This is a genomic window from Butyricicoccus intestinisimiae (assembly GCF_018918345.1).
Classification (GTDB): domain Bacteria; phylum Bacillota; class Clostridia; order Oscillospirales; family Butyricicoccaceae; genus Butyricicoccus_A; species Butyricicoccus_A intestinisimiae.
Genome location: NZ_JAHLQI010000004.1, coordinates 169,410 through 181,890 on the forward strand (window position 1 = coordinate 169,410; position 12,481 = coordinate 181,890).

Below are 12,481 nucleotides of genomic sequence, written 5' to 3' on the forward strand. Positions count from 1 at the left end.
ACCACCATCCAGGCATTTTGTTTAGTAATAGAAAAAGGTGCAGTTGATTATTGCGTATTGTCAATCTCTCTCAAACCGGGTAGTAAAAATACGGCAAGCGCAACGATGATAATGCCAATTCCGCAAATGACAAACCATTTCTCAACTCCCAGCCGCTCCGCCAGAGGCCCGGAAATGACAAGGCCAAACGGCATGGCGAGGGAAGCGGCGCTTGTCAGTAGAGAAAAAACTCTCCCCAGATATTCTGGTTTGACCGTTTCTTGAAAAATCGCATTTTGCACACCGTAAAATGGAGCGGAAATTCCCATAACAGTACAGCACACAACAAAGACAAGAAATGCGTCTGGCGGCAAAAGCCCGGAGAGCATATTGCTAACGCCCATCAGGAGAACGGAAAGACCGATGGTGTACCGCCGTTTCTTAAAACCGCCCCAAATGCTCAGAATGACTCCGCCAAGCAGCATACCAACCGCAAAAGCAATTTCAGCGGCAGAGGCATGGGCCGGTGTTCCTTTGAAGTATGACATACAGATGAGAGGAAAAAGCGTACTGATTGGCATATAAAAGAACATATAAATTACACCAATCCAGAGCAGAGCAAAGAGGCCCCTGTTTTGCTTTAATACCACATACCCCTCTTTCATATCCTGTAAAAACTGTTGTCTTTTCGTTTCTGGACATAGTTCAGGCGTTGGTATGGACGAAATCGCAACAGTCACACAGGCAAGGATTGCACCCACAATATCTAACAATATAATTGCATTAAGAGGCCAAACAGCATATAAAAACGCTGCGGCAGCTGGACTGATAATCGCACTTACTGCTTGCATGGTCTGCGTGTAACCAGCGCATTTTGTAAGTTCCTCTTTTGGCACAATCATAGGTGTTGCTGCGCTGAATGCTGGAGAATGAAAAGCAGTTCCCGCACTTCGGATTAACAGGACAACCATAATAGACCATACGGGCAATTCCATGTAAAACGCCACCAGCGCCAGAATACCGCCAGCGGCGGCAATTATCAAATCCGCACCAATCATTACGCTTTTACGGCTGTGCCGGTCAACAAAAGCACCTGCAAACGGGCCTAAACAGGCTTGCGGCAAAAATCCAATCAGTGTTGCCGCCGTCAATATGATTGCAGAATTAGTTTTCGCAACCAAATAAAAGATAATGGCCATTTGCAAAATACCGCTGCTAATAAAGGATATTGCTTGTCCGGCAAGAAGTGTAAAATAAGTTTTTCTCCATGAATTGTTGTTTTGGGTCATAATGCGAACCTCCTTTTTTATTGCATTGTTCCTTTGTTTCTGCAATAAAAAGCAGGCGTTGTCCCACAGAGAGGGCAGACGCCTGCATAACAACAAAGCACGAAAAAACACCACGATACAGTTCAAAGACTGCTCGTGTCAAACCTACGTGTTCCTTTGCATACGCACGCAAAAAAAGCCCACCATCATGTGGAAAGGTACTTCTACTTTTTATTGCTTATTAGCGTACACAAATTAACACACGTAAGCCTCCTTCCAATCTCAAACTGTCGCACAGTATAACACACATCCGATAGACTTGTCAACCATTTTTAACCTTGTTTTCCATCTTGTTTTTCCATCTCTTACGGGCAGTAGCAAAGCCAGGCGAGCCAGTCAACGGTCAAGATGAACGGCGCTTTCAGCGCCGCCGTTGACAGTCTCGCCCGTCTTTGCTAATGGGTAATCAAGGCGGGAAAGCCATTTTAGGGCTTTCCCGCCCATTTCAATTTTGGGAGAAGAAAGGCCCCAAAATGAACGAGTGCGGCCAAACACTTTTAGGGATTGGCCACCTTGTCCACCCATCCAGCGGGGCGGCGGGGAACGGTCAAGGCCGGGCGTCAGCCCATTCATTTCAGCCTTGACGGTTTCCTGCCGTCCTGCTACTTTTCCCGGAGTGTGGCCACACATCTGGTCACGGTGTCCAGAGCTTTGGGACTTTTTGTCCCATAGGCCGGGGGCGGAGGACGAGGGACGGGGGCTTTCATAATACGCCCTGTCTGCTGCTGAAATCAGCCCTTTGTTTCCGGCTTACCAGCCCCAAACAAAGCCCTGCTTTCCTGCCGCGTCAAATGCCCTTGCCCTCCCCGGCGGCAACGGTATTTTCAGGGCAACGCCGACAGAGCGTATAACACACTACACTTTGCTCCGCAAAGTCGTGTGCCAAATGGGGCGCTGCCCCCTTTGGAAACCCCCGCAACAAACAGGTGCTATGCACCCAGCCGGGAGCATAGCGCCGTTTGTTGTCAGCAGCCCGTTTCACGGTCTGCGTGTAGTTCCTTGTAAACTGACCTAAATGGAGATGCAAATATCATATCGTATTTGCACCGAAATATCGAAGAATGGCGATATATAAGCAGGTGAAAGCTGATATAGGGAAGATATTACGGCAGTTGTGTGATCAGAAGGGAGTACGAATTATAGAAGCAGAGTGCTGCCCAGATCACATACATATGCTGGTGGAGATTCCACCGCATATAAGTGTATCATACTTTATGGGATACCTAAAGAGCAAAAGTGCCTTGATGATATTCGATCGACATGCAAATCTTAAGTATAAGTATGGAAATCGACACTTTTGGGCTAGAGGATATTATGTAGATACAGTTGGAAAGTACGAAGGTGCGATTAAAGAGTACATTCATAATCAATTGCAGGATGATATTATGAATGACCAGTTAAGCATAAAGGAATTTGTAGACCCGTTTACGGGTAAAAGCAGCGAGTAAAAAGCTGTAAAAAAAACAGTCCCCGAGTAGGGAACTGCAGAAATAATGATGTGGTTGTCAGACTATTCAACACCCTCTTTAGAGGGTTACCACAAGTATGGGGCCCTTATAGGGCCTGGTCAAACCACCGGTTGAACCGGTGGTTTTGATTCTTTTACCAACGATAGCAGCGGCGTGAAAAGCGAAGCTCATGCACTCCGATTTCTCGGCAAATCGAGGACATTATTTTTAAGATTTCCTCCCGCGAAGAATTAAACCATTCTTCCAGTTCCCGGTCATTAAAGCAATACATCCCATCATAGCCGTTGTCACTATAAAACGAGTAAACATGGTCATGCTCCGCTATCATTAACCGCCTGCGAATAGCCGTTAAAATATCCACTACATTATACAATTTTTCTCGCCATTCCGGGTTCTGCACAAAAGCCTTTCCATCTGCTTGCTTAATTATGTCACCATCCCGTGTGCGGAGAACACCTGTATTTAGAGCAATAATTGTATCTTCGATTGCTCGGTCAAAGTCCTCCATACGCCCTTCCTGCCGAATATCATCTTGGAAGGCTGGGCGGTCAAAGCACTGCACATAGAATTTAATCAATGAAATATCCTGTTCTGTATTTTGGGCGGGTGAAGCAGATTCCAGCTCTAAAATAGCGGCTTCTTCGGAGAGCTGTTTCCATTTATGAAGCAAGTCAACTGTATATCGAATGTCATCGCTATCAATCAGCTTGGAGCATGACTGGCACAGCCAAATGCCGTTTTGAATGTCCTTGCGTTCCGCAGAAGTCATATTCGTATCGTAACGCTTTCCGCCGGGAGCCGCAGCGCAAATATGAGCTGCTACACCAATGTTAGAATAGTTTTCGGGATCATCATTTGCACCACAAGTCAGTTTCCTACAATTAGGGTTACTGCACCGATAGCCGACGCGCTTAGCCATAATATCGATGGTTTTTGCCTTGAAGTCATCTCGATTGCTTGCCATTGTCACACCTCCAATTCACTATTTAGAATTATATCACTTATGTGCTTGAATGGCTATAATTGTTTCTCAAAACATAGCTTGTTCGACATCCTTGCGTGCCTATTTCCCCAGCGGTAAAATATGGGTAGAAGGACAAACTAACCCGATTTTTTAATGGAGGTAGTTGCTATGATCGTTCTCAAAATCCTTGCCGCCCCCGTGATGGTGGCGCTGTCCCTGCTGACCGCTATGGTCACATTTCTGTTCTGTGTGGCATCCGCCGTGTGCGAGCTAGGCTGCATTGTGCTGACGCTGCTCTCCCTGATCCTGTTCATCGGCGGGCAAACGGTGGGCGGAATCGTGTTCCTCGTCCTTGCGTTCCTCGTTTCTCCCTTTGGCGTTCCTGCCATCGCTGAGTGGCTGGTGGACAAGCTGCACACGGCCAATTTTGCCCTGCGGGATTTCATCACCGGCTGATACTTTGGGACAAAATAGCCTAAAGGCGTAAAAATCGAGATATGTTGGAGGTTATTCTGGGTGCTTATGATTGTAATACTCCATGATGAGTCTTTGCAATTCCATTAAAATAAGGCCAACTTTATAGCATTCCATTTTTATGAAGCAAGCCTTGGATTCTGTTGGATTACTGTCACTAAAAACGACAAAGTTCTTGCCACCTTTACTAAGATAACTACATTTGGAATGTGCAATAGCATTCCTTATATGGCGAAAATAATCTATATTCGCACGAGTTTCTTCGCCATCATAGCTTGAAGAAGTATCTTCCTCAACTAAATGGCAAACAAGGGGATTTATTCTCTCGATATAGGTCTCTAACACGCTATACGCTGTTCTTGATAAGATTTCCCTTGGAATGGTCAGCAATGCATACAACATCATTTGCATTGTTGCCGGATTCCCAAGCCCGGATATTGTAAGAACCTTTTTTATTTCTCCGTTGCCAAACGCTAACCTTTTATAATAATCGCTTTCAAGAAATTTAGCATTACTCAGTTCACCTAAAAGAGAAGTTGTAGCCAAACATTGTAACAATAACGATTCTTCCGCACTTATATTAGGCATTATTCATCCCTCCATAGATTGACTTTTAACAAAAGCATACCACAATTAATCAATACTTTCAACAAATAGTATTTGTTCTCATCGTGTTATAACTTCGGGACAAAATGTCCCAAAGCTGAAACGACGGCGGCTGACCACAGCCGCCGTTTGTCATATCGGAAGGAGGGCTGCCTACGGCCACGACCTACTACAAGAAGCACAAAATCAGCAAGGGCGAAACCATCGCGCAGTCCTTGAAAGAGCGGTTTGACTACGGGCAAAACCCGGACAAGACCGAGGGCGGCGAGTTGATCTCGTCCTACGGCTGCGACCACATGACCGCCGATGCTGAGTTCCTATTAAGCAAGGCCAAGTACAAGGCCACCACAGGCCGGGAGCAGCGGCGGGATGCGGATGTGCTATGCTATCAGATCCGCCAGTCATTCAAGCCCGGGGAAATCACGCCGGAGGAGGCCAACCGCATTGGCTATGAAACGGCGATGCGCTGGACAAAGGGCAAGTATGCCTTTTTCGTTGCCACTCACACGGACAAGGCACACATCCACAATCACATTTATTATAACTCGACCTCGCTGGACTGCACCCGGAAGTTCCGGGACTTCATCGGCTCTGGCCGTGCGGTGCGGCGGCTCTCTGACCGCATTTGCCTTGAAAATGATCTGTCCGTCATCACCGATCCTAAGTTGCACAGCAAGGGACGCTTTCTCCATTATGGGGCATGGCTGGGGACAGAGCAGAAGCCCTCATACAAGAAACAGCTGCGGCGTGCCATAAATGAAGCTCTTGCAAAACGCCCCGCCGATTTTGACGCTTTCCTCCGGCTCATGGAGGCGTCCGGCTTCACGGTCAAGCATGGGCGCGGCGGTACGATCTCTTTTCTTGTTCCGGGGCAGGAGCGGGCTACCCGGTTGCGGGCATCCACCCTCGGGGACGGCTACGATCCGGCAAAGGCGCGGCCTATGCGCGGTGGGCAAAGGTTTATAACCTCAAGCAGATGGCGGCGGCGCTTCAATTCATGCAGGAGCAGAATATCACCGAGTATGACCAGCTCTCTGCCAAGGCCGAGGACGCCGTTTCCCGTTTTCATTCCCTGACCGAGCAGCTCCGGCGGACGGAGGCTGACCTGTCCACAACATCCAAACTGATGGGAGCCGTGGTGCGGTACGCCAAGACCCGCCCTGTCTTTGATGGGTACAAGGCCGCCAAGTACAGCCGGAAATACCTTGCCGAGCATGAGGCGGAGCTGGCGGACTACCGGGCGGCCAAGGCCACAATGGGAGAGCTGCTGGGCGGAGAGAAACTGCCCACGATGACAGAGCTAAAAGAAAAACGCCGCCAACTGGCGGCGCGGAAAAAGGCGCTCTATATTGAGTACCGCTCGGCGCAGGAGAAAATGCGGCAGGCCGTGGCGGTTAAGGCCAACATTGACCATCTGCTGGGCGTTACGGACAGCCAGCGCCAAAAGGAACAGGAGCGATAGCGCACGGTGACGCAGACAAATTACTTTGGGACAAAAAGTCCCAAAGCCGGGTTTGGGGAGGCTCCCCAACAAGCGTTTTTGCAGCCCGCCGGGATGCAAAAATAGCAAGTGTGGCTACACTTGCCCTGCTTGCCGTTAGTGCGTACCCCGGAAACCCCACGAAAAAACGGAGGCAGCGCCGTTTCTTACGCTCCCTCCGTTTCACGGTTTTCTATGATTGCATTGATAATACCCTCAACGAGCCGCAGTTCGCTTTCGTTGAGAGAATTAAGTTGAATGTTGATCCGCTTCTTTGTGGCTTCATCGGCTCCCATATCGGGGTAGAAGTATTCATCTACTGACAGGTCGAACATGGTTGCCAGTTGATAGAAAATATCTAAGCTCGGATGTTGACCGTCGTTTTCGTGGTACATGACAGTACGAGTGTCCCGCCCGATGATGTCAGCCAATTGCTCCTGTGTCATGCCTTTCTTCTCGCGAGCTTTCTTGATTGCAAGCCCCATCGGACGAAAATCAAATTTGCGTTCGCTTTTTTCGTTCTTCATGTCATCACCACCTAATGTAATTTTACATTTCGGGTGATAGTATTTGAACGGTGTTACATTTCATTCGTACTCATTTTTCATTTCATGTACACAGTTGAACTTGTGATACTGTAATGATAAAATAAACAATAGTGTACCTTTCACGAAAGAAATATCACAACTCTACTATTATTCAACATCCAAAATGATATACTCGCTTGCCATTCGGTTGCTAAATGGCAGCGTTAGAGCGATAATGCTCTTAGCAATCACAGGAGGCCAAAATCAAAGTTCAATATTGACAAGAAGAAATTTGGCGCATTTGTCGCCGCACTTCGCAAAGAAAAAGGAATCACTCAAAAAGAGTTGTCAGAACAACTCTGTATATCTGATAAGGCTGTAAGCAAATGGGAAACGGGAGTTAGCTTGCCCGATACCGTTCTATTGATCCCGCTGGCAAATCTGTTGGATGTTTCCGTTACGGAACTTTTAATGTGTGAGAGATTGCCGAACAATGATGTACTAAAACCTGATAAGGTTGAGGATATTGTTAAGACGGCAATCACTTATGCGGACGAAAGCCCTGAAAGGGCATATCATGTAAAGAGCAAGTGGATTGTCTTTTACGGATTTTCCCTTTTGATTTGTTGTATCGGTACATTTCTGAACTATACAACGGCGCAGCCCTGCATGGAGACCTTGGAAACACTTGCGCTTCTAAGTGCGGTATTCGGCGCGTACTTTTGCTGCTTCGTCCGCACTAAGTTATCAAGCTTTTATGATGAAAACAGTGTAAACATTTTTTATGATGGCCCATTCCGCATGAATGTGCCGGGAGTAAAATTCAATAATCGCAACTGGCCACATATTGTGAGAACTCTCCGCTTGAGTTTGTGCCTGTGTATGATACTGTTCCCGATTATCAACATCGTGGCGGGCAGCATTGTAGCAGATGTATGGGAAAACATAGGGAAATATGTTTTCTTGGCTATGTTCCTTTGCGGTGTGCTGTTGCCAATATATGTGGTTGGAAAGAAGTATGAATAAATTAACTATAACCTGTAATAAAGCGTTGCACTAACTCTGCCAAATCTGCTGCACGACGGCAAAAGAAAAAAAGCCGTCGTGCAGCAGTCCCATCAACACGCCTATATGAAACGGCGGCTTTGAATTTCAGAGCCGCCGTTTCTCTGCGCTTGCACAAACTGATGACGACTTGCAGGGACACGGTAGCCGATTGGAGGTTAATCTGCCGTGTCCATTTTACTTTTCCATAGCGTTCATGATCTGCACCAGCTAAAAAAAGCATAGCCCCTCCATCGGAGCAGTCCGGCCTCGAAAGTGAAACTAAACATCATGTAACACGAATTTTATTTGCTTGCGTCTGCATAGCGTCATGCTGTGCGGGCGTTTTTATGTGCCTGCACCTTGGGACAAATTGTCCCAAAGCAGATAGTCCCGGCTGTCGATCCCCGCCGCTCCTCCGTTCTGTTCACCCACCCACACATGAACTGAATGGAGGAAATACAAATGACGACCATCAATCTGAAGGACTTTTACGCTTGGTACACCCATGATGAATACATCGAAGTTTCCGACGAAGTGGCCGCCGAGCTGAAGGCGGACAAGCTGTATGAGGCAGCCTATCAGCGGCGCACGACCCGCAACAAGGCGCAGTATTCCCTCGACTGTGACGATGGGATCGAATACTTGGCCTGCCTGCATGAGCCGACCCCGCAGGAGCTTCTGGAGCGCATGGAGCTGTTCGTTCACCTCTGGAACGCCCTCAATTCTCTGCCGGAGGTGCAGGGCGGCCGGGTGGAGGCGCATCTGATTTTCGGCAAGAGCTACCGTCAGATTGCCCGGGAACAGGGCGTGGACAAAAGCGTTGTCCGGCGTTCGGTGAAGCGCGGCATGGCTGCTATGAAAAAATATTTGAAAAAAGTTCTGTGAGCGAGGCTCCATTTGCCCGATTTTTGTCCTTGGTATATGAGAGGTAGTTTTCACTTCTCCGCAGCAGGGTAGTTGATGCTCCGTGACGGATCGTCGCTATCCGCTGTGAGGGAGCGCCGCATTGAATATGAGCTGTCTTATGACAGGCCAACGGGAGCGGGTGCGGCGCTCCTACCTTTCAAAAATACCTTGGGACATTTCGTCCCAAGGTCATACGCCGCAGGCCAGCACCCGGCAAGAGTGCTGGCCTGTTTGCTTTCCCAATGGACAACAGGGAGAGCTGTGATTTTGTTTTGCATCTGTGAAAGGAGGGCGCCATGACTGAAAAGCCCGCTGCGGAAGAATATGTGTACCATATTGGAAAAATCCGTTTCATCGTCACGCCTGTTTATAAGGAAACGGGAGAGCTGATGCGTGACATCCTTTTGAAGCTGATGCTGGCTGACTTGGAGCCGGTATAACCCCATCGACATCCTTAACATGGGTGGTCAGGCGAGGTATAATATAGTCAGGATGAATGACCTCTTGCTTGACTGCCAGAGAGGAGGTTATATGAAACAGTCAAGCAAAAAACACGAACTCGGCACAGCCGCTCTCTACTGCCGACTGAGCCGTGACGATAATATGGACAGCGAGTCCAACAGCATCCAAAATCAGAGGAAGATACTCCAAAAGGCCGCCAAGGACAAGGGGTACACCGACACGGTTTTCTTTGTAGACGATGGCATCACGGGTACGACCATGAAGCGTCCCGGTTTTCAGAAAATGCTGACCGCTATCGAGGCCGGGTACATCTCGGCGGTGTTCGTCAAAGACCTTTCCCGGCTGGGGCGCAACTACATTGAGGTCGGCAAACTGACTGAAGAATTTTTCCCGCTCCACGATATACGGCTGGTGGCCGTTTCCGACGGCGTGGACAGCGACGAGGGCGAGGACGATTTTACTCCGTTCAAAAATATTATGAACGAGTATTATGCGAAAGACATTTCCAAGAAGCGCCGGATCGTGAACAAGATGAAAGGAAATGCAGGCGTTCCGCTTTCTCCGCCGCCCTACGGTTACATCAAAAACCCAGACGATCCCCGCTTTTGGGTCGTAGAGCCGGAGGCTGCCGAGGTCGTACGCCGGATCTACCGCATGGCGCTGGAGGGGTACGGGCTGGCGGAAATTGCCGCCCGCCTTGCCGCCGATGGTGTGGTCAATCCCACCTATTACTGGCGCAGCCGTGGGACAAGCCGGGGCGGATCGAAAAGCACCGTAGAGCCTACCAAATGGGGACACACCACCGTCAAGAAGATCCTCACCTTGCAGGAATACTGCGGCGATGTGATCAACTTCAAAAGCTACTCCAAGTCCTACAAGATGAAAAAGCGGATCGAAAACCCGGAGGAAAACCGGGCGATCTTCCTCAATGTCCATGAGGCTATTATTGACCGCCAGACTTGGGAAAAGGTGCAGACGCTCCAAAAAGGGACACGCCGCAAAAAGCCTACGGTCACGCAGGAACCCAGCGTATTCTCCGGCCTGCTGAAATGCCCGGAGTGCGGCGGCAACCTCAATTTCCACTTCAACCAGAACAACCACGACATCAAGTTTTTCAGTTGTCAAAATCACAACTCCGGCTATCGCAAGTGCAGCAAGACGCACTATATCCGGCTGGACTTCTTAGAGCAAGTCGTTTTGTACGAGGTCAAGCGGCTGGCCTGCTTTGCCAGCGAATACGAAAATGACTTTATCAAGGCCATGATCGGACGCTCGGCAAAGGTGGCGGAAAATGCTACGCTCCGCAAGCAGCGGGAGCTGGACGCTCTGACCGCCCGTGACCGGGAGCTGGATATGCTTTTTGAACGGCTCTATGAGGACAATGTAGCGGGAAAGATTGACGATGCCCGGTTTGCCAAAATGTCCAAACGCTATGAACAGGAGCAGGGCGAGAACGCAAAGAAGATCAAGGCGCTGCGGCTGGAACTGAAAAAGGACGAGAGCAAGCGCATGGACATTGACGATTTTCTTGAAACGGTACGGCGATACACGGACGCGACCACCATTACAAAGCGGATGGTTGCAGAGCTGATCGACCATATTGAGGTGTACCACGCTGAAAAGCAGGACGGCGTTACCAACCAGCGCGTCGTTATTCACTATAACTGCATCGGTGCCTTTGATGTGCCGGATCGCCGGAAGATCCCGGAGGCCGACATTATCATGGAAACAAGAAAAGGCGTAGCACTCAGCTACGCCCCGGAACAGGTTGCGGTATAGGAGGTACGACACGATGAAAGCCTATTTCTATTGCCGCGTCACTCACGATGATAGCTTTTCTTTGGAACGGCAGGCCGAGGAGCTTCGCCGCTATGCGGAACAAGCCGGGTACACCATCGTTGGTGTTGCCGCCGAGCATGACAAAGCAGTACATCGCCCTGCTGACCGAACATAAGGTCAAGCTGCTGTGCCTGCGGGAACGGGAGAGCAGCGACAGCTCCGGCGTTTCACTATTCTCTACATAAAAAAGCAGAGTGTCCATTACAGGATACTCAGATCCTATAAGGACACTCTGCATGGTCCGAGTGACAGGACTTGAACCTGCGGCTTCTTGACCCCCAGTCAAGCGCGCTACCAGCTGCGCTACACCCGGAAACAACTTAGCTTATCTATCATAGCACACAGTTTCCGAAAATGCAAGAAAAATTCTTCGACAGAGGGGAACAAGTGCGATTTAGTGTGTTTCGTCCCAATACTCCGGCGTGACATCGCGGCCGAGATTTTGCAGCATCTCACGGTCGCTGCGGATGGTTGCGCACGCAACGGTGGTCAGCATGTTGCCGGTAATTGTCGCAGACGCGCCGGACTGGAAGGCGGTTTCGCCGTCATTGGTGAGCAGGGCGCGGCCGGCACCGAGGCGAATGTTTGCCGTCGGATTGATATAGCGGAAGAAAGCGACCGTGCGCAGAATGTCCTGCTCGGTCAGGCGCGGCAGATGCTCCAGCGGCGTGCCGGCAATCGGCATCAGCGCATTGAGCGGAATCGAATCAATGCCCAACTCTGCCAGACTGACGGCCATGTCCAAGCGATCCTCCCACGTTTCTCCCATGCCGATGATGCCGCCGGAGCAAGCGCACATGCCCTCGGCTTTGACCTTTTTCAAGGTTTCTACTTTCATGTCATAGGTGTGTGTGGTGCAGATGTTTGGAAAGTTCCGGCGGGAGGTCTCGATGTTGTGGTGATAGCTCGTCACACCTGCTTCGTGCAGACGGTGCAGCTGCTCCGCGGAGAGAAAGCCCATAGACGCGCACAGGTCAATCTTGCACTGCTTGTGCATGGTCTCATACGCATGAATCGCTTTGTCAAATTCTTCTCCGGTCAGCGAACGGCCGGAAGTGACGATGGAAAAGCGGTCAACACCCTCGCGCTCGTTCATCTGACAGGCCTCGATAATTTCCTGTTCCGGCAGAAAATCATAGACTTCGCACTGGGTGTGATGATGCGCCGACTGCGCACAGTATTTGCAGTCCTCCGGACAGCGGCCGCTTCTGCCGTTGACAATCGAACAGAGATCTACTTTGTCTCCGACAAAATGCGCACGGATTTGGTCTGCGCCTTTGCATAATGCATCCAGATCGCAGGTGAGGAAGAAAGAAAGGTCGTCCTCCCGTGTGATTCGTCTGCCGTTGATAATTTCCTGTGCCAGTGTCAATGCGTCCATATCTTTCGCTCCTATGTTC

The 12,481-nt window shown here is 49.6% G+C and carries 12 protein-coding genes, 1 tRNA gene and 3 pseudogenes; 9 read left to right on the forward strand and 7 right to left on the reverse strand.

The window, feature by feature from the left end:
• Positions 1-47 precede the first annotated feature (47 nt).
• On the reverse strand, positions 48-1,268 hold the full coding sequence (locus KQI75_RS09105; RefSeq protein WP_002584949.1) for an MFS transporter: 1,221 nt from the start codon (positions 1,266-1,268) through the stop codon (positions 48-50).
• A gap of 1,052 nt (positions 1,269-2,320) precedes the next feature.
• Between KQI75_RS09105 and tnpA the strand changes: the two are divergent.
• A pseudogene (tnpA, locus tag KQI75_RS09110) lies at positions 2,321-2,755 on the forward strand (IS200/IS605 family transposase); the annotation flags it as partial.
• Between the two features lie 154 nt (positions 2,756-2,909).
• On the opposite strand, the gene KQI75_RS09115 reads toward tnpA, so the two are convergent.
• Positions 2,910-3,740 (reverse strand): HNH endonuclease, encoded by an 831-nt coding sequence (locus KQI75_RS09115; protein ID WP_216470469.1) that lies wholly within the window; start codon positions 3,738-3,740, stop codon positions 2,910-2,912.
• Positions 3,741-3,908: 168 nt separating this feature from the next.
• Here KQI75_RS09115 and KQI75_RS09120 point away from each other — a divergent pair, with 168 nt between their 5' ends.
• A complete protein-coding gene (locus tag KQI75_RS09120; RefSeq protein WP_216470470.1) occupies positions 3,909-4,196 on the forward strand; it encodes a CD1845 family protein in 288 nt (95 codons plus the stop codon).
• A 51-nt stretch (positions 4,197-4,247) separates the two neighbouring features.
• Here KQI75_RS09120 and KQI75_RS09125 read toward each other — a convergent pair whose 3' ends face one another.
• Positions 4,248-4,802: a hypothetical protein gene (locus KQI75_RS09125; RefSeq protein WP_216470471.1), complete on the reverse strand. Its 555-nt coding sequence runs from the start codon at positions 4,800-4,802 to the stop codon at positions 4,248-4,250.
• 233 nt (positions 4,803-5,035) lie between these two features.
• Here KQI75_RS09125 and KQI75_RS09130 point away from each other — a divergent pair.
• Positions 5,036-6,282: pseudogene (locus KQI75_RS09130) on the forward strand (relaxase/mobilization nuclease domain-containing protein).
• Between the two features lie 185 nt (positions 6,283-6,467).
• On the opposite strand, the gene KQI75_RS09135 reads toward KQI75_RS09130, so the two are convergent.
• Positions 6,468-6,827 (reverse strand): helix-turn-helix transcriptional regulator, encoded by a 360-nt coding sequence (locus KQI75_RS09135; RefSeq protein ID WP_216470472.1) that lies wholly within the window; start codon positions 6,825-6,827, stop codon positions 6,468-6,470.
• Positions 6,828-7,103: 276 nt separating this feature from the next.
• Here KQI75_RS09135 and KQI75_RS09140 point away from each other — a divergent pair, with 276 nt between their 5' ends.
• Positions 7,104-7,853, forward strand: coding sequence for a helix-turn-helix domain-containing protein (locus tag KQI75_RS09140; protein ID WP_216470561.1), 750 nt, complete (start codon positions 7,104-7,106; stop codon positions 7,851-7,853).
• Between the two features lies 1 nt (position 7,854).
• Here the strand turns inward: KQI75_RS09140 and KQI75_RS09145 are convergent, their stop codons facing one another.
• Positions 7,855-8,115 (reverse strand): hypothetical protein, encoded by a 261-nt coding sequence (locus KQI75_RS09145; protein WP_216470567.1) that lies wholly within the window; start codon positions 8,113-8,115, stop codon positions 7,855-7,857.
• Positions 8,116-8,336: 221 nt separating this feature from the next.
• Between KQI75_RS09145 and KQI75_RS09150 the strand changes: the two genes are divergently transcribed.
• The 5 genes and pseudogenes from KQI75_RS09150 (at position 8,337) to KQI75_RS09165 (ending at position 11,266) form a co-directional block, all read left to right on the forward strand.
• Positions 8,337-8,759, forward strand: a complete 423-nt coding sequence (locus KQI75_RS09150) for an RNA polymerase sigma factor (RefSeq protein WP_216470473.1) — start codon at positions 8,337-8,339, stop codon at positions 8,757-8,759.
• A gap of 317 nt (positions 8,760-9,076) precedes the next feature.
• Positions 9,077-9,220, forward strand: a complete 144-nt coding sequence (locus tag KQI75_RS09155) for a hypothetical protein (protein WP_165860255.1) — start codon at positions 9,077-9,079, stop codon at positions 9,218-9,220.
• 91 nt (positions 9,221-9,311) lie between these two features.
• Complete coding sequence (locus KQI75_RS09160) at positions 9,312-11,021, forward strand: recombinase family protein (protein WP_216470474.1); 1,710 nt, start codon at positions 9,312-9,314, stop codon at positions 11,019-11,021.
• A 13-nt stretch (positions 11,022-11,034) separates the two neighbouring features.
• Positions 11,035-11,103: pseudogene (locus tag KQI75_RS13600) on the forward strand (hypothetical protein); the annotation flags it as partial.
• Positions 11,104-11,113: 10 nt separating this feature from the next.
• Positions 11,114-11,266, forward strand: a complete 153-nt coding sequence (locus KQI75_RS09165; RefSeq protein WP_246566571.1) for a hypothetical protein — start codon at positions 11,114-11,116, stop codon at positions 11,264-11,266.
• Positions 11,267-11,318: 52 nt separating this feature from the next.
• On the opposite strand, the gene KQI75_RS09170 is transcribed toward KQI75_RS09165, so the two are convergent.
• Both KQI75_RS09170 and bioB read right to left on the reverse strand, forming a co-directional pair.
• Positions 11,319-11,394 (reverse strand) — tRNA-Pro (locus KQI75_RS09170).
• Between the two features lie 81 nt (positions 11,395-11,475).
• On the reverse strand, positions 11,476-12,462 hold the full coding sequence (gene bioB, locus KQI75_RS09175; RefSeq protein WP_216470475.1) for a biotin synthase BioB: 987 nt from the start codon (positions 12,460-12,462) through the stop codon (positions 11,476-11,478).
• Positions 12,463-12,481 lie beyond the last annotated feature (19 nt).

What these genes read in the sequence shown, in the direction of transcription:
- KQI75_RS09145 (WP_216470567.1), bottom strand. Translation starts at nt 8,115, where the DNA reads ATGCTTTTTTTAGCTGGTGCAGATCATGAACGCTATGGAAAAGTAAAA.
- KQI75_RS09120 (WP_216470470.1), top strand. Translation starts at nt 3,909, where the DNA reads ATGATCGTTCTCAAAATCCTTGCCGCCCCCGTGATGGTGGCGCTGTCC.
- KQI75_RS09165 (WP_246566571.1), top strand. Translation starts at nt 11,114, where the DNA reads ATGCGGAACAAGCCGGGTACACCATCGTTGGTGTTGCCGCCGAGCATG.
- KQI75_RS09135 (WP_216470472.1), bottom strand. Translation starts at nt 6,827, where the DNA reads ATGAAGAACGAAAAAAGCGAACGCAAATTTGATTTTCGTCCGATGGGG.
- KQI75_RS09105 (WP_002584949.1), bottom strand. Translation starts at nt 1,268, where the DNA reads ATGACCCAAAACAACAATTCATGGAGAAAAACTTATTTTACACTTCTT.
- KQI75_RS09160 (WP_216470474.1), top strand. Translation starts at nt 9,312, where the DNA reads ATGAAACAGTCAAGCAAAAAACACGAACTCGGCACAGCCGCTCTCTAC.
- KQI75_RS09155 (WP_165860255.1), top strand. Translation starts at nt 9,077, where the DNA reads ATGACTGAAAAGCCCGCTGCGGAAGAATATGTGTACCATATTGGAAAA.
- KQI75_RS09115 (WP_216470469.1), bottom strand. Translation starts at nt 3,740, where the DNA reads ATGGCAAGCAATCGAGATGACTTCAAGGCAAAAACCATCGATATTATG.
- KQI75_RS09150 (WP_216470473.1), top strand. Translation starts at nt 8,337, where the DNA reads ATGACGACCATCAATCTGAAGGACTTTTACGCTTGGTACACCCATGAT.
- KQI75_RS09125 (WP_216470471.1), bottom strand. Translation starts at nt 4,802, where the DNA reads ATGCCTAATATAAGTGCGGAAGAATCGTTATTGTTACAATGTTTGGCT.
- bioB (WP_216470475.1), bottom strand. Translation starts at nt 12,462, where the DNA reads ATGGACGCATTGACACTGGCACAGGAAATTATCAACGGCAGACGAATC.